The following is a 19,955-nucleotide window of genomic DNA, read 5'->3' on the forward strand; positions in this document are numbered from 1 at the left end:
TCGTCTGCATCTTCAGTTGTGTATACTAGACAGCTCTTTCTGTTATATATTTTTAAATCACATAAAATCCCGCTTAAGCAGCTGGTTTTTTGTTTCAACTTCTAGATTACGAAGCGTCTTCTTTTTTCTTAGTTTTCTCAGTTTTCTCAGCTTCTTCTGGCTTTGACAATAACAACGCCCTTAAGCGTGTATCAATATCTTTTGCCATTTCAGGGTGTTCTTTTAAGTAACCAATTGAATTTGCTTTACCTTGGCCTATTCGCTCACCATTGCAGCTATACCAAGCACCTGCTTTCTCAACCATTTTATGGGTGACACCTAAATCAATGAGTTCTCCGAGGCTGTTAATCCCTTCGCCATACATGATTTGGAACTCAGCTTGCTTGAAAGGCGGAGCAATTTTATTCTTTACTACTTTTACCCGGGTTTCATTACCCACTATCTCATCGCCAGACTTAACCGCGCCAATGCGGCGAATGTCTAAACGTACCGACGCATAAAACTTCAAGGCGTTACCGCCGGTGGTCGTTTCAGGGCTTCCAAACATAACCCCGATTTTCATTCGAATTTGGTTAATGAAAATAAGCATAGTATTGGAATGCTTTAAGTTACCCGTTAACTTACGCATAGCTTGGCTCATCATTCTGGCGGCAAGACCCATGTGTGAATCACCGATGTCGCCTTCAATCTCAGCCTTGGGAGTCAGTGCTGCTACCGAATCCACAACAATTACATCAACTGCACCTGAACGGGTTAGCATGTCGCAAATTTCTAGCGCTTGTTCACCGGTATCAGGTTGCGACACTAAAAGTTCGTTTACATCTACACCCAGTTTTTTGGCGTAGATAGGGTCAAGTGCATGCTCAGCATCGATAAAAGCACACACCTTTCCGTTACGCTGGGCTTCGGCAATAACTTCAAGAGTCAGGGTAGTTTTACCACTAGACTCTGGTCCATATATTTCAACGATACGTCCTAAGGGTAAACCACCAGCACCAAGAGCAATATCCAAACCAAGAGAACCTGTTGAAATAGTTTCAACGTCCATGGTTTTGTTGTCGCCCAGCCTCATTATAGAGCCTTTACCAAATTGTTTTTCGATTTGGCCTAAAGCAGCAGTTAACGCTCTGGTTTTGTTGTCATCCATCAGAATGTCCTTGTGATTAAAGCGTATTGAATATTTTTTCAACACTAATATGATTTGTTAATAGGTCTCAAAGTATACTGTATGGTTATACAGTTACAAGTGAAATGTAGAAATAATTTTTAGGCCGCTCAGACATTTTTTCAGCATTGTTTATTTTTGCAACAACACTAATGCACTCGATAAAGCGTACTCAATGGCTTTTATTCTAACAGCTTGCCTGTCACCCGTAATCATAAGTTTTTGACTGATGCTCTGCCCGTTAATATAAAAACCGAACCAGACGGTGCCTACCGGCTTATTGAGTGTGCCACCGCCGGGACCTGCAACACCACTGATAGCGATAGCTACTTCAGCATTGGCGTTTTTTGCAGCACCTTCAGCCATTTTTTCGACTGTTTGTGCCGACACGGCTCCATGTTGAATTAAAGTATCCTCACTTACTCCTAATAGTTCTTGTTTAGCATCATTTGAATAGGTGATAAAACCTTTTTTAAACCATGCTGAGCTTCCAGAAATACTTGTGATGGCGTATCCTACCCCACCTCCGGTGCATGATTCAGCACAGGTGATTTGCCAACCTTTAGTAGAAAGTTTATTTCCTAGACGTTGAGCTAATTGGGTAATGTCTTCAGTCATATAGGCAACCTAAATATGTGATATCTAATGATGAATATGTCACGCCAGCCATCAGATAAAAAGAATAAAGTAATCTCTATTATGCCAGTAAACAATTTTTCAGAGCAAACAACCATTAGTCCAGCACTGCATACACATACACCTATGATGCAGCAATATTTAAAGATAAAGGCTGAACATCCAGACATTTTGTTGTTTTACCGTATGGGAGATTTTTATGAACTTTTTTTTAATGATGCCAAAGAAGCCTCTGAATTACTCAACATATCACTCACTGCTAGAGGTAAATCAGGGGGCAATGCCATTCCTATGGCCGGCGTTCCTTATCATGCAGTAGAAAATTATCTCGCTCGTTTGGTCAAGATGGGTAAGTCGGTGGCCATAGTTGAACAAGTAGGTGATCCTGCGACAAGTAAAGGACCGGTAGACAGAGAAGTCAAACGTATTGTTACCCCTGGTACGGTTTCGGACGAAGCCTTGTTAGAAGATAAACAAGATAACATATTGGCTGCAGTGGTGAGTGTCAAACAGCATAATAATTTATACTTTGGCTATGCTACATTAGATGTCACCTCAGGTCGTTTTACACTGTGTGAACCCAAAGACGCAGAGGCGTTAGCCGCTGAGATCCAGCGTACTAATCCCGTAGAATTATTATATCCAGAAGATTTTATGTACCAACATATTATCGAACATCGCAAAGGATTAAGGCGCCGTCCTCAATGGGAGTTTGATTTTGATACTGCCACTAAGCAGCTCAATCAACAGTTTGGTACTAAAGAACTGACTGGCTTTGGTGTGACAACTAACAAAACGGGGTTGTGCGCAGCTGGTTGTGTTATGCAGTACGTCAAAGACACTCAAAGAAGTGCCCTACCCCACATTCGTAATATCGTACTCGAAACAGAAGCAGATACAGTACTAATGGATGCCGCCACTAGGCGCAACTTAGAATTAACTCAAAACTTAGCCGGCGGCACAGAACACACTCTCGCCAGTGTATTAGACAATGCTTCAACACCTATGGGTAGCCGGTTGTTGCAACGCTGGTTGCATCGCCCATTGACCAATATAAGAATACTTAAGCAACGACAGCTAAATATTAAATCATTACTCAGTAGTGATTATTCGCAGTTACAAAGCAGTCTCAAACATGTCGGGGATATGCAACGAGTATTGGCACGTTTAGCCCTACGTTCAGCAAGACCTAGAGATTTTGTGAGATTAAGACAGGCCTTTACGCTATTGCCTGATATTCAAGGTTTCGTTACACAGCGATCGGCTGACTCTGGTAACAGTGGTTTGATGCAATTGGCAAAAGACATTAATCAGTTTCCTGACTTTGCAGATTTACTCAACAATGCAATAGAGGATGCGCCACCTGTATTAATTCGTGACGGCGGAGTCATAAAAACTGGCTACAACTCAGAATTAGATGAACTTCGCGCATTATCCAAGGGGGCTACCGACTATTTAGATGAATTAGAACAGCGCGAAAAAGATCGCACCGGTATTTCTACTCTAAAAGTAGGATACAACCGCGTTCACGGCTATTTTATCGAAGTCAGTCGCAGCTATGCCGATAAAGTGCCTGCAGATTATGTGCGCCGGCAGACACTTAAAAATAACGAACGCTATATCATTCAGGAATTAAAAGAACACGAGGACAAAGTTCTTACCAGTCAAAGTAAATCTTTAGCCTTAGAAAAGCGCCTATACGATGCACTATTCGATGTTTTATTACCTGAACTAGCAAACTTGATGCAAAGCGCTGATGCAGTGGCCGAACTTGACGTGCTTACTAATTTAGCCGAACGGGCCGAAACGCTCAATTATCATTGTCCTGAACTCACCGATAAAAATGGTATTTACTTTAGTCAAGGGCGTCACCCCGTAGTAGAACATGTGATGAAAACACCTTTTATTGCCAATCCAATTGCCATTCATCCACAGCGACGTATGTTGGTCATCACCGGCCCCAACATGGGGGGTAAATCGACCTACATGCGCCAAACAGCTCTTATTGTGTTGCTAGCGTATATAGGCAGTTTTATACCTGCTGAAAATGCAAAAATAGGCCCTATTGATCGGATCTTTACCCGCATAGGTGCATCAGATGATTTAGCATCAGGTCGTTCGACTTTTATGGTGGAAATGACCGAAACCGCTAACATCCTTAATAACGCCACAGCCAATAGTTTAGTGCTCATGGACGAAATAGGTCGTGGAACCAGCACCTACGATGGCCTATCTCTGGCTTGGGCATGTGCTGAATACCTAGCGATAAAAATTCAATCTTATACACTATTTGCGACTCACTACTTTGAGCTGACGCAACTGGCCGAAGATATGCCTGAACTGGCTAATGTGCACCTTGATGCGGTAGAGCATGAAGAAGCGATCCGTTTTATGCATGCAGTACAAGAGGGAGCCGCCAATAAAAGTTATGGTTTACAAGTAGCACAACTAGCCGGTGTTCCCAGAAGTGTTATTCAAAAAGCGAAACGTAAATTAGCAGAGTTAGAAAGCCAGCCGTCATCAAACAATCCAACATCGTTTAGGCAAGAACAGCAACTCGATTTACTCAGTTCTGTTGATGATTTACGCTTAAGTTTAAATCAAATCAATCCAGATGATCTGACTCCTAAACAGGCGCTAGAATATTTATATCGACTAAAAACGTTGGCTGCAGAAGACTAATCCAACAACATACTTAACCAAGGATACATCGTGGAATGATCAGCAATTGTTACACTTGACGCTCTAGTAGAGAGAAATATACGTGCTAACACTTGCTTTTCAGGTAACCCTATATAGGAAAAGCTGTACTGAGTTCAACAAAACACACTTCAACAATTAATCGTATTTTACCCTCCCTGTGGATATGTTCATACTTTGTGAGCCCGTGAATAGGTGCTGCAATTAGTGTTCTATCTCTTATCGGTCGACCCATTTATTTCATGACTTATAACACAGACCCACGCAGCAGGACTGTAGGTTTTGTGATGGGTTTGTTCACTAATTTTGCTTTGATAATAATAGGATTGGTCGGAGTAACGTAGTGCTTAAATAGGGTAATTGACACTCAAAATAATGAATTTATGAATTTGAAGTACCTTATTTATACTTTATTTAAGATTAAACTTTGTTTGAGAAGGCATTTTTTAGTATAATGTTTTCCCGTCTAGTAGTGGTTTTTTTATTAGCTTTTTAGCTGGAAATTCAAACCAAACTTTACAAAGCCTATTCATTTCAAACGCCTCTATTAGGGTTCTCATGACAAATTATATTTTCGTCACAGGTGGTGTTGTTTCATCACTTGGAAAAGGTATTGCTGCTGCTTCGCTTGCCGCAATTCTAGAAGCTCGGGGCTTAAACGTCACCATGCTTAAGCTTGACCCTTATATCAACGTTGACCCGGGCACTATGAGCCCAATTCAGCATGGTGAAGTGTTTGTCACCGATGATGGTGCCGAAACAGATTTAGACTTAGGTCACTACGAACGTTTTATTCGTACCCGCATGACCAAACACAATAATTTCACCACCGGCCGTGTATACGAAGAAGTGCTTAAGCGAGAACGTCGTGGTGATTATTTAGGGGCCACCATACAGGTCATCCCACATATCACTAACGAAATTAAGCGCCGAATTATTGCAGGCTCACAAGGTGTAGATGTTGCCATCGTAGAGATTGGTGGCACTGTGGGTGACATTGAGTCCCAGCCATTTATTGAAGCAATACGTCAACTAGGTGTTGAAGTAGGCCGTAATCGTGCCATGTTTATGCACCTCACTCTAGTGCCTTATCTTGCCGCATCGGCTGAAGTTAAGACTAAGCCTACTCAACATTCTGTAAAAGAATTACGCTCCGTTGGTGTGCAACCTGATATTTTAGTATGTCGCTCTGAAGTCCCTTTACCGTCAAATGAACGTCAAAAAATAGCCTTGTTTACTAATGTGATAGACAAGGCGGTTATTTCCTTAAGAGATGCTGACAGTATCTACAAAATACCAGCTATGCTCAAAGCCCAAGGCATGGACCAGTTAGTTGTTGAACGTTTTGGTTTAGAATGCCCTGAGGCAGACCTGACTGAATGGGAACAAGTTCTTTATGCAGAATCTAATCCATCTGGTGAAGTCACTATAGGCATGGTGGGTAAATATGTTGAGCTACCGGATGCATATAAATCTGTTAATGAGGCCTTAAAACATGCAGGTTTAAAAAATCGTTTAACTGTGAAAATCAGATACATTGACTCACAAGATATAGAGAGCAAAGGCGAACAAATCTTACAAGGCCTTGATGCTATTTTAGTACCAGGTGGTTTTGGTGAGCGTGGAATTGAAGGTAAAATTATTGCAGCCAAATATGCTCGTGAAAATCTGATCCCATATTTGGGGATTTGTTTGGGTATGCAAGTTGCTCTAATTGAGTTTGCAAGAAATGTAGCGGGCATGGAAAATGCCAATAGTACAGAGTTTGACTCTAGCTCTCCTTTTCCAGTTGTGGGTCTTATTACCGAATGGCTCGACTCAGGCGGTACAACAGAGTCTCGTAGCGAAAATTCTGATTTAGGAGGCACCATGCGTTTAGGGAGTCAGTTATGTCACTTACTTCCAGGCAGTAAAGTACATGATATGTACGGTGCAAGTGAAATATACGAACGTCACAGACATAGATACGAAGTGAATAATAACCTGCGTGACAAAGTTGAAGCTGCAGGGTTAAAAGTGACAGGACTATCTGCTGACAAACGCTTAGTAGAAGTTATTGAAATTACCGAGCATCCTTGGTTTGTAGCCGGTCAGTTTCACCCAGAATTTAATTCAACACCTCGCGACGGACACCCTCTTTTTACAGGGTTTGTAAAAGCGGCAGGCGAATATTTTAAAAATCATAATTAAATAAAAGGGCTAGACATGTCAAAAATCAGCAAAATAATTGCTCGTGAAATAATGGATTCACGAGGCAATCCAACGGTAGAAGCCGATGTATATTTAGAAACTGGCGAAATGGGCAGAGCAGCAGCGCCTTCTGGAGCGTCAACTGGTTCACGTGAAGCCTTAGAATTACGTGACGGCGACAAAAGCCGTTATTTAGGTAAAGGCGTTTTAAAAGCAGTCGCAGCAATCAACAACGATATTCAAGCAGCTCTATTAGGCAAAGACGCAGTTGATCAAGCCGCGCTCGATCAAATTATGATTGACTTAGATGGTACTGAAAATAAAGAAAATTTTGGTGCGAATGCAATTTTAGCCGTATCACTTGCAGCAGCTAAAGCGGCTGCGATATTTAAAAAAGTCCCACTTTATCAACATATCTCTGAGCTAAACGGCACTCCAGGTGTTTATAGTATGCCAGTACCGATGATGAACATTATCAACGGTGGTGAACATGCTGACAATAACGTAGACATACAAGAATTTATGGTGCAGCCAGTAGGCGCGACTAGTTTTAAAGAAGCATTGCGAACGGGTGCTGAGATTTTTCACTCATTGAAGAAAGTGTTGAGTGAAAAAGGCTTAAATACTGCTGTAGGTGATGAAGGTGGCTTTGCACCAAACCTTGGCTCAAATGAAGAAGCTTTAACAGTTATCATCGAAGCCGTTGAAAAAGCGGGTTATGTGATGGATAAAGATATCACCTTAGCGATGGATTGTGCGGCTTCTGAATTTTATGTAGATGGCAAATACGACCTTAAAGGCGAAGGTAAAGTGTTCGACTCAGAAGGTTTTGGAGATTTCCTAGCTGACCTGTCTAGAAAATACCCTATTATCTCTATCGAAGATGGCCTTGACGAAAGTGATTGGGATGGTTGGGCAAGCTTAACTAAAAAAATTGGTGACAAAGTACAATTGGTGGGTGACGACTTATTTGTAACCAACACCAAAATTCTCAAGCGTGGCATCGACAATGGTATCGGTAACTCAATTTTGATTAAGTTTAATCAAATTGGCACATTGACCGAAACTCTTGAAGCCATTCGTATGGCACAAGCCGCTGGTTTTACGGTGGTTATTTCTCACCGTAGTGGTGAAACTGAAGATTCAACTATTGCTGATTTAGCCGTGGGTACAGCAGCTGGACAAATTAAAACTGGCTCATTGTGTCGTTCAGATCGCGTCGCTAAATACAATCAATTGTTACGCATCGAACAAGAGTTAGGTGCAAGTGTCAGTTATAATGGTCGTAAAGAAATTAAAGGCCAGTAACCACTAACTAGTCAGATAATTGAAGAGGCAGAGAATAATACTGCCTCTTCAGTGATTTAGAGTATAAAATGGTCAGCATTCACTGGCCATTTTAGTTTTAGGCATTTATTAGCACGATAAAACATGCAAATTTCAAATTCTCATTCTCAACACAACTATCAACAGATAGACATTTTTTCTGACGACCAACGGCAGTTGCACTACGCTGAACTGTGTAATGCACTGTATGAAAGAGAACTTGCCAGCTTATCCCAGCAAAAAATTAATAACATTAGTTTATTACAACGTAAAATAGCAGGGCTTAGGCATCATGTTAAACGTGCTGCTTACAGTCTATTGCAACACCAAACACCCTTAGATGTAGATGTGCACAACGCCAGTTGGCAAGCTAAACAGGCAGCTAAGTGTATGGCTAACAACTTTACCCCAGAAAAAACCCAACTGTGGTTCTCGAGCAACATTCAGATCGGTTGTTGCATCGCAGTGCATGTTCAACAACTTGGCTCCGAACATATTGAGCTAGACTCGATAGATAAAATAGAACTAAACAGTCATCGTCTACACACCAATAAATTTGGTTGGTTTAACAGTGATGGTGAACTTTCCGAAGACGAACACAGACAAACTGATATACATAACTTAAGGCTACTCAAACCCACAAAAGCTATTTTAACGGCAGCATGTTGTGGTCATAAGTGGGATCATAAAGGCAAAGGCCAACAACGTGCATTATCTTTGCGAGAATTACTTTTATCCCTATCCATAAATTGGAAGACGTTTCGTTAATTCATCTTTGTCTAGGTTCAACGCCATTTAAAAGCTTGAAAATAATCTTAAATCAACGTCTGCAATGGTACATTCAACTTGATAGCACCTTAAAAAATTAAATTTATATTTTTAAGTTATATGTTTTCTTGTAAACGGAGGTTGACGCACTGGTACAATACGCGTTACAAATACATTCTAATTTTGTTAAATATAAATTAAATAGCTTAAACAATGAATAACGTTTCTTTATCTATCCTACTACTGCTGGCAGCAAGATTGCACGGGTAGGTTGTAAGCGAGCGTTAACCAGTTTACAAAACCCGTGCTTAACACGGGTTTTTTGTATGTGTATTTTAAACCGCGGTTACATTGTGTAATCAAACAAACAAAGCAACTAGGAGAAGGGTATGTCAGACGGGGTTAACTCTAACCAGGTCAAAATTTTCGATACCACCTTGCGGGACGGCGAACAAGCGTTACCTGCCAGTTTAAGCGTTAAGGAAAAACTGAAGATTGCTTTTGCTCTTGAACGTCTAGGAGTAGATATTATTGAAGCAGGTTTCCCTGTTTCATCTCCTGGTGATTTTAAATCTGTACAAGCCATCGCTCGTGAAATAAAAAATGCCACTGTGTGTGGTTTGTCTCGAGCCTTAGTTAACGATATCGATGCTTGCGGAGAATCATTAAAAGTTGCAGAGCAATTCCGTATTCATACCTTTATCGCTACCTCTGATATCCATGTAAATACAAAATTACGAAAATCTCAGGATGAAGTGGTTGAGATGGCCGTAAAAGCGGTCAAACATGCTCGCCGTTATACTGACGATGTGGAGTTTTCATGTGAAGATGCGGGTCGTACCCATATTGACTATTTGTGCCGCATGGTAGAGGCTGCGATTAATGCTGGCGCAACCACAGTCAATATTCCTGATACCGTTGGTTACACTACACCCACAGAGTTCGGTGGCATTATTCAAAATCTATTTAATCGTGTGCCCAACATCGATAAAGCTGTCATTTCGGTGCATTGCCACAATGATCTAGGATTGGCCGTGGCGAATTCTTTGGCTGCAATAGAGCAAGGCGCAAGGCAGGTTGAAGCCACTATCAATGGTTTAGGTGAACGTGCAGGTAACTGTTCATTAGAAGAAATTGCAATGATCCTACAGACTCGCCAAGCAAAACTAGGGTTTCATACCAATATCAGAAGTGAAGAGATTTCTCGTACCTCTAAATTGGTCAGCAATTTATGCAATATGCCAGTGCAAGCTAATAAAGCCATAGTGGGTGCTAATGCCTTTAGCCACTCTTCTGGCATTCACCAAGATGGTGTATTAAAAGGTACAAATACCTACGAAATTATGACTCCTGAAAGTGTCGGCATTAACAAAAACAATCTAAACCTAACGTCTCGTTCTGGCCGCCATGTGATTAAACATCGTCTGTTCGAGTTAGGCTACAAAGCAACTGATTTTGACTTAGAAACGGTATATGCCTCTTTTGTAAAATTAGCTGATAAAAAAGGACAAGTGTTTGATTATGATTTAGAAGCGCTACTATTTTTCAGTCAAACCAAGCAAGAAGATGAATACTATAAACTGATGTATTTGCAGGCCAGTTCAGGTAAACAAATCATACCTAGCGCAACAGTAAGAATGCTAGTCGGCGATAAAGAAATCACTGAGTCTGCCACTGGTAATGGACCAGTCGATGCGGCTTATAATGCCATCACTAAAGTTGTTGGTCATAATCAGGTAGAGATTGTTGACTTTAAACTTGATTCTAAAGGGAAAGGTGCCAACGCATTAGCGCAAGTATCGGTAGTAGCTGAATACAATGGACGTCGATTCAACGGTATTGGCTTGGCAACAGATATTGTCGAGTCAGGGGTGAAAGCGTTGATATACGTATTAAACAACACACATTTAGCTGATCAGATTGACCAGCAAAAAGAACAAGTAAAAATTGCAGAGGTATAGACAAAATGTCTGACTACAACATAGCAGTATTGGCAGGCGATGGAATTGGCCCAGAGGTCATGGTCGAAGCCAAAAAAGTGTTAGCAGCCGTAACCAAAAAATTTAATATAACGTTTCAACTTAATGACTTTGATGTGGGTGGCCTTGCCATCGATAATCATGGTGTAGCGTTACCAGCATCCACTTTAAAAGGTTGTGAGGATTCTAACGCTATTTTGTTTGGCTCAATTGGCGGCCCTAAATGGGACAATTTACCTTTAGAAGAACGCCCTGAACGTGCTGCACTTTTGGCTTTGCGTGGTCACTTTGATTTGTTCAGCAACTTACGCCCAGCAAAAATTTATCAGGGACTCGAAGCCTTTTCCCCACTTCGAGCAGATATCTCTGCTAGCGGTTTTGATGTATTAGTGGTGCGCGAACTCACTAGTGGTATTTACTTCGGTCAGCCCAAAGGTTTAGAAGGCGAAGGCGAAGAACAGTTTGCATATGACACGATGCGTTATAGCAAAAAAGAAATTCGTCGTATCGCGATTAGTGCATTTGATGCAGCTCAAAAGCGTAGTAAAAAAGTGACCTCTGTAGACAAAGCTAATGTACTTGTTTGCAGCCGATTATGGCGCGAAGTTGTCGAAGAAGTGGCGAAGGACTACCCACAAATAGAGCTTGAACACATTTATATTGATAACGCAACGATGCAACTCATTCGTAACCCAAGTCAGTTTGATGTGATGTTATGTTCTAACCTGTTTGGGGACATTATTTCTGATGAATGTGCAATGATCACTGGCTCCATGGGTCTATTACCCTCAGCCAGTATCAATCAAGACAACTTTGGCATGTATGAACCAGCAGGCGGTTCAGCTCCTGATATCGCTGGTAAAGGTATAGCTAACCCGATTGCTCAGATACTCTCCGCATCCATGTTATTGCGCTTCAGTTTAAATGAAACAGCCGCCGCAGATGCGATTGATGCTGCCGTAGTGAAAACATTAGGTGATGGTATACTGACAGGCGATTTACTTGGCCTTGACGCGCGTCATTTAGCTAAAAATACCAGTGAAGTCGGCGATTACATCGCCGCATTAATTTAACAAGTGAAGGAAATAGTCATGGCAACCACCTTATATGACAAAATATGGCAAGCTCATATTGTTGATGCGAATAAAGTATCTAAAACCGGTGAAGAAAAATTAATCTACATAGACACTCATTTAATCCATGAGGTAACAACACCCCAAGCATTTGCAGGTCTTGAAGAAAAAGGCCGTAAAGTTCGGTGCCCAGAGCGTACTTTCGCAACGATGGATCACAGCATCTCAACTCGTTCTTTAGCTCTCGATGCTTGTGGCCCGACGAATAAGCTACAACTACAGACCTTGGCAGATAACTGCGAAAAGCACGGTATAGAGCTATTTCCAGTGGGTCACCAAAAGCAAGGTATTGTGCATGTAATGGGTCCTGAACTTGGTCTTATTCAACCAGGCATGACAGTGGTGTGTGGTGACTCACATACAGCTACTCACGGTGCTTTCGGAGCATTAGCTTTTGGCATCGGCACCTCTCAGGTGGAACATGTATTAGCCAGCCAAACACTAAAACAAAGCAAAGCAAAAAGTATGAAAGTTCAAGTCAATGGTACCTTGCCTATAGGCATCACTGCCAAAGATATTATCTTGGCTATCATCGGTAAAATTGGACACGCTGGTGCAACAGGTCATGTCATTGAGTATTGTGGTGAAACTATCTCAGATCTGACAATGGAAGAGCGAATGACAGTGTGTAATATGAGTATCGAAGCGGGTGCTAAAGCCGGTTTAATTGCCCCTGACAAAACCACATTTGACTACCTTGAAAGCCGTGAATACGCACCTAAAGGCGAACACTGGAACCAAGCCATGGCTTATTGGGCGAGTTTAACATCTGATCAAGATGCGTCTTTTGATACCATTGTTGAATTAAACGCCGTTGATATAACACCACAGGTAACTTGGGGTACAAACCCAGGACAAGTAATAGGTGTTAATCAAACAGTGCCTACTCCAAGCGACTTTTCAGATCCTATTGATGAGGATTCAGCTAACAAAGCCCTTAAGTATATGGATCTCATCGCGGGTCAAAAATTATCTGATATAAGTGTTAATAATGTCTTTATTGGATCATGTACCAATGGACGAATTGAAGACATGCGCGCTGCAGCCGCTATTGCTAAACACGGTAAAGTTGCACCAGGCGTGACCGCTATTGTTGTGCCTGGTTCAGTATCGGTAAAACAGCAAGCAGAGGCAGAGCAACTAGATAAAATTTTTATTGAAGCTGGTTTTGAATGGCGTTTACCTGGTTGTTCAATGTGCTTGGGCATGAATGATGATTTTCTAAAACAAGGTGATCGTTGTGCGTCCACCAGCAACCGTAACTTTGAAGGGCGTCAAGGCCGTGGGGCACGTACTCATTTAGTTAGCCCAGCGATGGCAGCAGCAGCAGCATTAGCCGGTCACTTTGCTGATGTGCGCGACTATCAATAAGCTAACTGATAATAAGGAAGGAATTAACCATGATAACTACGGGTATTAATATCCATACAGGGTCAGCAATGCCCCTTAACCAAGCCAACGTGGATACTGACCAAATTATCCCTAAGCAATTTTTAACCTCGGTCTCACGCAGTGGTTATGGTAAACACCTATTTCACGATTGGCGCTACCTTGACCAACATGAACAAGTGCCGAATCCTGACTTTGTATTCAACAAAACACAACACCAAGGTGCCAGCGTTTTACTCACCCGCGAAAATTTTGGTTGTGGTTCAAGCCGCGAACATGCACCTTGGTCGTTAGACGACTATGGCTTTAAAGTGGTGATTGCTACTAGTTTTGCTGATATTTTTTATGGTAACTGTATCAACAATCAATTGTTACCTGTTCAGCTTACCAGCGAGCAAATGGACCAACTATTTGCGGTAGTTGAAAACGATGCTTCTGCGCAAATAACGGTTAATCTACAAGAACAAACGGTTAAGGTTAACGACTTGCGTTTTGGTTTTGAGATTGCTGAACAGCATAAAAACAACTTACTTAAAGGTTTGGATGCGATTGGTCAGACTTTAGAGCTAGATGATAAAATCACGGCGTTTGAGAACAATATGCCAGAATGGCAAAGAGCTTAGATCCAACCATTAATCCAAACGGTTTTCTCTGTAAATACCAAAGGAAGCCGTTTAATAACCACTCCTAGTGATTATTCAGCTAGATAAACATCAATGAATTACACTTAATCAAATCATCAAAGTTGATTGATTTCATGGCTTAAATCGAAATTGCCATCAGTGACAATTCTTTCAAGCAGTATGACTCTTTTTATCAGCACATCGACCATCTTTTGCATATTTATCACAGCATCAGCATCAGTATCACTTTCTTTTTAAAGCGCCAATATTTTCTGATTGACCTCTTATTTGTAATTAAAATAATTACGCACAAAGATAATAATTAGGATGGGTGATGTGAGTGCCATTATGACTAAAAATAGTTCAAACATACTTGTTCTCCTAGTAAGCGTTTTGGATGGTTAGTTGTGAGTGTGGTTGAATAGTTGGTTTGTTATGCCATAAAGATGTGAAGGTTATTTGGCGGAGCTTACTTTTACGCACAAGCAGGTGAACGTAAAGTAAGCTTAAGATGATTGCGCTGGCCTTGAATAAGTTGCCTTCTAAATCCCCTGCTGCCCCGCCCGACATTCCAAATATCCCATAGCCAGCGTTCATAAAGATATGCATCCACAAAGGAAATCAAACACGGTAACCACATTCACAATATAGCCACGAAAACCAAGTACCCGCGACCGAGGTTATTGCCACTGCCATCACCGTTGACAGAAGATCATGCCCCTGATAAATATGGTCTAATCCAAAGATAATAGAACTGATTAATGCAGCAGGGATAAATCCCCATCGACAATAGTGAAACAATACCCCAAATAAAGCGGCTCTAAAAATAATTTTTTCGAAGACACCTGCATATACTGACCCCGTAATAATGGCTGACATTGAAAGGTTGAGCTCAGTACTTAATAGTGCATAACCTAAGGTCATTGGCAAACAACATGTCGGCGCCGCTATAAAATAGCTTTGAACTCCATTGATGTTCAGACCTAACAGTTCATGCCAAAGCGTTGGTTTAAATAACAAGCTTGACCCCAGCAAGAGTGGCCCATAAAGAAATAGGTACATCACTAAGGTATGTAAAACATAAGATTGCTGATCTAGCCTCAGAAGCACTTCGCTCCAGTTGTCGCCCCAAAACATTCTCACAAAAAATGACAGAATATAAAAGTGCTTTAGATAACCAGTGATTTTGCTATGTGTTGCATGTGTTCTCGCTTAATTGAAATTTAGAATTCAAATTAAGCATGCCAATTACCCAACAAAGCAGCGAATAGTAAGGGCCTAACCTGCTTTTAAAGGTATTAGTGACAAGGATTTGGGCTGATTAACAAACTTTAGGGACTAACAGCAAGCCTTGTTTAATCTCATCAACATAAGTGCGGGAGACAGGGACCATGACATCAAGTGATTTCATTGATAACTGCAAACCACCGGCATTTCCCGCAGATGATTTAACTGACATTAGATTCACCGCATAAGAACGATGACAACGATACACCTGCGAATTGTTTGGTAGTTGTTTTAAAATCTTGGTTAATGAACAGCGCAATAATTTAAGGCTAAAGGTACTGTCTTCGAGGATGCTCAGTTCGCAATAATTATTAGCAGACTTGATAAATAATATTTGTGATAGTGCTATCTGTATATTGTCGTCTTTATTATTGCCAGTTAAGGTTATTAACTCAGCTTGGGCTGTCTTATTACCTGCTTCATCATTGCCACCAACAGATGCAGAGCCAACAAAGTCACCTTGCTATGGTTTGGAAATTTTCACTGCATGGCGATTAACAATAAACATAAAACTGATAGGAAACAAACCAATAGCAAAAGTATAAAAAACAAACAACAATTGGTTTTGCCAGTGCCATGAGCCTAATACTGCCAGCACAAATTCGCTTAGACTCACGAAAATTTAGATAGCTATAAAGCCTAAATATACGGATAGGTCTTCGAATCACTGGCTTTTTTAACTACTTCAAGCATACACAATAGCCAATTCAAATCTGATAATGCCAAAGTCAAATAATTTAGGTAATCTAAACCCAATTCCATCTGAAAAATAAAATAGGTTAATGAAATGCACTCCCATTTTACCTTTGCCATCTTACTCATTCTTTTCACTATGTCGCAGGTATTCGTTAAAACTGCCGCTGCAAAATCTGTCTCGGTAAAGATGACAAGCTCACAAACATTACAGAAAGAGGGTCGTCTGCACCTTATCTTTTCAAGCTCAATGGAGCAAGAACCAAGGTTATACAGTGCTTGGCCCACAAAAAATATCGAACCACTATTTTCACAAGACTTATCGGGGTTGTCAAAAGGACAAAGCATAACCTTTGATGCATCGACAAAAGGTTTTCCTTTCGATTCTTTGGCTGACGTGCCTCCGGGTAAGTGGTACGTGCAAGCCATCTACGACAGCTATTTTCTAGATTCACGCATTAACTCACCGTTGAACATCTATTCAGATATTATTGAGTATATAAATGATGGTTCCAGCGATATGTCGCTAGCCCTGTCTTTAAATCAACGCCTACCAAAAGAAACCTTGCCTGACGGCGAGAGGTTTTTAAAGTTTGTAAAAATGCCCAGTCAATTGCTGTCTGAGTTTTGGGGGGCTGATATGTATCTTCGAGCAGGAATAATTTTACCAAACAGTTATTACGACAATCCACTCGAAGACTTCCCTGTGATCTTTAATATAGGCGGCTATCACGCTCGATATGACAGAGCCCAAGGTTTATATGAGAACAAGGCATTTAAAAAGTTTTGGTTAAACCCTGACACACCCCAAATGGTCATCGTGTTTTTGGATGGCGAAGCACCATTAGGGGATTCATACCAAATAGATTCTGCAAACAACGGCCCTTATGGCCAAGCCACTTGGCAAGAGTTTCTACCTTACTTAACAAAACAGTTTAACTTAGTAGACAATGCCAATTCGCGGTTTGTCACTGGCTGCTCCACGGGTGGTTGGGTAAGTTTGGCTTTACAAACTTACTATCCAGACTTATTCAATGGTGCATGGTCGTTCAGTGCAGATGGTGTAGATTTTAAATATTTTCAGTTGATAGACATTTATCAAGATGAGAATGCCTTTGTCAATGAGCATGGTATGCAAAGACCGTCTTATCGTGCGAAAGACGGCGAAACTATTTTTAGTATAAAACGTGAAATTATGATGGAAAACCAAATAGGCAGAAATGATTCTTTTATATACAGTGGTGGGCAATGGGGAGGTTGGAATGCGGTTTTTGGACCAAAACTGGAAGACGGCACCCCTTCAACTATTTGGGATCCACTGACTGGCAAAATTGATCAGTCTATTGCAGCACAATGGACTAAGTACGACTTACGATTATATACCGAGAAAAATTGGCAAACGCTTGGACCTAAGTTACAAGGTAAACTAAATATATGGATGGGTGATATGGATAACTTTTATCTCAATAACGCCATGCACTTATATCAAGAAATGCTAAGCACACAAAAAGAACCTGTTTCCAATGCTGAATTCACTTGGGTAAGAGGAGCAGGACATTGTGATTATAAACAGGTGCCTATGCTAGAAAAAATAATGATACAAATGCAGCAAAAGCTGCCTTGAATCAACACACTTATACAGCATGCTCTTAACTACGCTAATATAATGTATTGCCATGCTTTGATAAAATATGAATATACTTTTCGGCCTAATGAGTGAAATGTTGGATTACTCCCTATTATAAGCATCGAAAAATAGAGCATAAAACCGTCAACTTAAAAGAAGCACTGGACAAATATTTGAAAGAGAATAACGTGTCCTCTTAAATCAAAGCACTCTAAGGATTTTTCCTATTAAACTGATTAAATTGGCAGCTATTGCTGCTTTCATATTGACTGCACCCACTTTTGCTAATAACAGCATTATTCTTGTATCAAAAGAGACTAAGGATATAGCCACCAGTTTGCGCGATAAGGCGATTAATGATGATAGCGCTTATGAAATATTAAAATCGCTCACCACCCAAGTTGGCGCTCGTCACCCAGGTACTCCCGGTGAAAAAGCAGGAATTGAATGGGGTGTAAATAAATTAAAAGCTCTTGGGTTTGACAAGGTTTATACCGAAGACGTAGAAATGAATGGTTGGGTGCGCGGCTTAGAAACGGCTGAAATTTTGCTACCTTCTTACCAAAAAATGATCATCACGGCACTTGGCCGGTCAAAATCGACGCCTGAAGGTGGTTTAGAAGCTGAAATTGTTCATTTCAAAAACTATGCTGAACTTGAAAAGGCAGTTGATGATAGCTTAAAAGGGAAAATCGCTTTTATCAGTAATCGTATGCAACGCTTTAAAGATGGCGCTGGCTACGGGCCAGCCAACATTGCTCGTAGTAAAGGCCACGAGCTTGCAGCACAAAAAGGGGCAGAAGCCTTACTAATACGCTCAATCGGTACAGATGACCACCGCAATCCGCACACAGGTGCGACAAACGTAGCAATGGGTTACACAGCGGTGCCTGCTGTTGCCCTTTCGAATCCTGACGCGGACCAGTTGATACGTTTAATGGAATACGGTCACACGCCCAAAATTCGTCTGAATATCCAAACCAAAGATCTAGGTCCTATTATCACCAAAAATGTTATTGGTGAAATCACAGGTCGCGAGCTACCAAATGAAATTGTAGTGATTGGTGGTCATTTAGATAGCTGGGACTTGGGCACAGGCGCAGTTGATGATGGAGCAGGTGTTGCCATCGCTATGGCCACGGGGGCTTTTATTAAAAACCATGCAAACATGCGCCCGCGCCGCACCATTCGTGTGATCCTTTGGGGCGCCGAAGAACTGGGATTAATAGGTGCTCGCGCTTATGCTAAAGCAAGACAAGACGATGGGACCATATCTAATCATGTGATTGGGTCTGAGTCTGATTTTGGTGCGGGCCCTGTTTATGGCCTTCAGTCTTCCACCAATGTCTCACCCAATGCAATACATGTTATTGATACAATGGCGGGACTTATGGGCAAGTTAGGCGTCAGTCGTCGCACCGGAAATACTAGCGGCGGCCCAGATATGATACCTCTGTCTGCGCTGGGTGTACCGGCATTAAATCTGATGCAGGATGGATCAGATTATTTTGACTTACACCATACGCCTGACGATACGTTTGATAAAGTTAACCCCGAACATATGCGCCAAAATTTAGCTGTGTGGACTGTATTTACCTTTATTGCTGCCGAGTGGCCAGGGTCTTTCAAGTAATACTTTACGGATAAAGTAACAATAAAAAAGCCTCGTCAGTGATGATGAGGTTTTTTTACGGGTGCCAACTAGAGATTATTTTGCCTCGCAAGCCTGAAAAATAGAGATTATGAGGGATGTGAGTGATGTCAATATACTCAAACAACTTCAACTTCAACTTCAAATTCAACTCATCAGACACACAACCATTAGCACTATGCAGAATAAGGGTCTTCTGCCATCAGATAAGCCCGTAGATCAGTTTTTTGTGGATGAGCATTCAGCCATTCCCGCATCTCTTTTATCTTGATATAAAGCTCTTCACCAAATTTATCATGATAAATATCGACAAAACTGTCTTTGGCATTGGTCTGCCGAATTCTGCGTTGCCATGCGTCAGTGATTAGCGCATTTAAGCTACCAGCTAATCCACCACTGACTAAGAGCTCCCATTCTCCTTTATCTAACCATAAACCGCCTACTGCAGAGCTATAATCTAGTCGATGAGTATCAGTCGCTGATATCTTAAATTTACGCATGATAGTTCGTGTTACCGGGCACAACATGGCTTCTTTTGTATCAGTTATATTAATCTCTTCAAAATAAATACCTTTAGCAAACTCATAATCTGGGTGGCGCTCTCGCCATACTGCATAGTCTTCTATTAACACCCAATCACCGCCACAATCAGAACATGTGTGCGCCTTGAATAATCCCTCAATAAAACTGGGAGCGAGGGTTCCTGTATGACAACCTGTACACAACATATTATTTCCTTTTATTGAGCGCTGATGTGTAAAAAAATCTAATGCAAGCAGTGCTCGGCC

15 protein-coding genes are annotated in these 19,955 nt (G+C 41.2%); 10 read left to right on the forward strand and 5 right to left on the reverse strand.

Features of this window, described 5'->3' with window-relative positions; genetic code table 11:
- Positions 1-106 precede the first annotated feature (106 nt).
- The gene (recA, locus tag QZ562_RS05040; RefSeq protein ID WP_293757578.1) at positions 107-1,147 is read right to left on the reverse strand and encodes a recombinase RecA; all 1,041 of its coding nucleotides are present in this window, start codon (positions 1,145-1,147) and stop codon (positions 107-109) included.
- Between the two features lie 150 nt (positions 1,148-1,297).
- Positions 1,298-1,783 (reverse strand): nicotinamide-nucleotide amidohydrolase family protein, encoded by a 486-nt coding sequence (locus QZ562_RS05045; protein ID WP_293757587.1) that lies wholly within the window; start codon positions 1,781-1,783, stop codon positions 1,298-1,300.
- 81 nt (positions 1,784-1,864) lie between these two features.
- Between QZ562_RS05045 and mutS the strand changes: the two genes are divergently transcribed.
- From mutS to leuD, 8 genes are all read left to right on the forward strand, one after another.
- A complete protein-coding gene (mutS, locus tag QZ562_RS05050) occupies positions 1,865-4,483 on the forward strand; it encodes a DNA mismatch repair protein MutS (RefSeq protein WP_293757589.1) in 2,619 nt (872 codons plus the stop codon).
- A gap of 576 nt (positions 4,484-5,059) precedes the next feature.
- The gene (locus QZ562_RS05055; protein WP_293757591.1) at positions 5,060-6,691 is read left to right on the forward strand and encodes a CTP synthase; all 1,632 of its coding nucleotides are present in this window, start codon (positions 5,060-5,062) and stop codon (positions 6,689-6,691) included.
- Between the two features lie 15 nt (positions 6,692-6,706).
- A complete protein-coding gene (gene eno / locus QZ562_RS05060) occupies positions 6,707-7,999 on the forward strand; it encodes a phosphopyruvate hydratase (protein ID WP_293757592.1) in 1,293 nt (430 codons plus the stop codon).
- Between the two features lie 123 nt (positions 8,000-8,122).
- On the forward strand, positions 8,123-8,785 hold the full coding sequence (locus tag QZ562_RS05065) for a hypothetical protein (protein ID WP_293757598.1): 663 nt from the start codon (positions 8,123-8,125) through the stop codon (positions 8,783-8,785).
- A 389-nt stretch (positions 8,786-9,174) separates the two neighbouring features.
- On the forward strand, positions 9,175-10,746 hold the full coding sequence (leuA, locus tag QZ562_RS05070; RefSeq protein ID WP_293757600.1) for a 2-isopropylmalate synthase: 1,572 nt from the start codon (positions 9,175-9,177) through the stop codon (positions 10,744-10,746).
- A 5-nt stretch (positions 10,747-10,751) separates the two neighbouring features.
- Positions 10,752-11,837 (forward strand): 3-isopropylmalate dehydrogenase, encoded by a 1,086-nt coding sequence (leuB, locus tag QZ562_RS05075; RefSeq protein WP_293757602.1) that lies wholly within the window; start codon positions 10,752-10,754, stop codon positions 11,835-11,837.
- A gap of 18 nt (positions 11,838-11,855) precedes the next feature.
- Positions 11,856-13,268 (forward strand): 3-isopropylmalate dehydratase large subunit, encoded by a 1,413-nt coding sequence (leuC, locus tag QZ562_RS05080; protein WP_293757604.1) that lies wholly within the window; start codon positions 11,856-11,858, stop codon positions 13,266-13,268.
- Between the two features lie 29 nt (positions 13,269-13,297).
- Positions 13,298-13,909: a 3-isopropylmalate dehydratase small subunit gene (gene leuD / locus QZ562_RS05085; RefSeq protein WP_293757606.1), complete on the forward strand. Its 612-nt coding sequence runs from the start codon at positions 13,298-13,300 to the stop codon at positions 13,907-13,909.
- 621 nt (positions 13,910-14,530) lie between these two features.
- Here leuD and QZ562_RS05090 read toward each other — a convergent pair.
- Complete coding sequence (locus QZ562_RS05090; protein WP_293757608.1) at positions 14,531-14,929, reverse strand: CPBP family intramembrane glutamic endopeptidase; 399 nt, start codon at positions 14,927-14,929, stop codon at positions 14,531-14,533.
- Positions 14,930-15,230: 301 nt separating this feature from the next.
- Positions 15,231-15,584: a LytTR family DNA-binding domain-containing protein gene (locus QZ562_RS05095; RefSeq protein WP_363315321.1), complete on the reverse strand. Its 354-nt coding sequence runs from the start codon at positions 15,582-15,584 to the stop codon at positions 15,231-15,233.
- A gap of 399 nt (positions 15,585-15,983) precedes the next feature.
- On the opposite strand from QZ562_RS05095, the gene QZ562_RS05100 reads away from it, so the two are divergent.
- Complete coding sequence (locus tag QZ562_RS05100) at positions 15,984-17,513, forward strand: alpha/beta hydrolase-fold protein (RefSeq protein ID WP_293757610.1); 1,530 nt, start codon at positions 15,984-15,986, stop codon at positions 17,511-17,513.
- 244 nt (positions 17,514-17,757) lie between these two features.
- Positions 17,758-19,149 (forward strand): M20/M25/M40 family metallo-hydrolase, encoded by a 1,392-nt coding sequence (locus tag QZ562_RS05105; protein ID WP_293757612.1) that lies wholly within the window; start codon positions 17,758-17,760, stop codon positions 19,147-19,149.
- Between the two features lie 194 nt (positions 19,150-19,343).
- Here QZ562_RS05105 and QZ562_RS05110 read toward each other — a convergent pair whose 3' ends face one another.
- On the reverse strand, positions 19,344-19,895 hold the full coding sequence (locus tag QZ562_RS05110) for a hypothetical protein (RefSeq protein ID WP_293757614.1): 552 nt from the start codon (positions 19,893-19,895) through the stop codon (positions 19,344-19,346).
- Positions 19,896-19,955 lie beyond the last annotated feature (60 nt).

This window comes from uncultured Paraglaciecola sp. (genome assembly GCF_913058035.1).
Classification (GTDB): Bacteria; Pseudomonadota; Gammaproteobacteria; order Enterobacterales; family Alteromonadaceae; genus Paraglaciecola.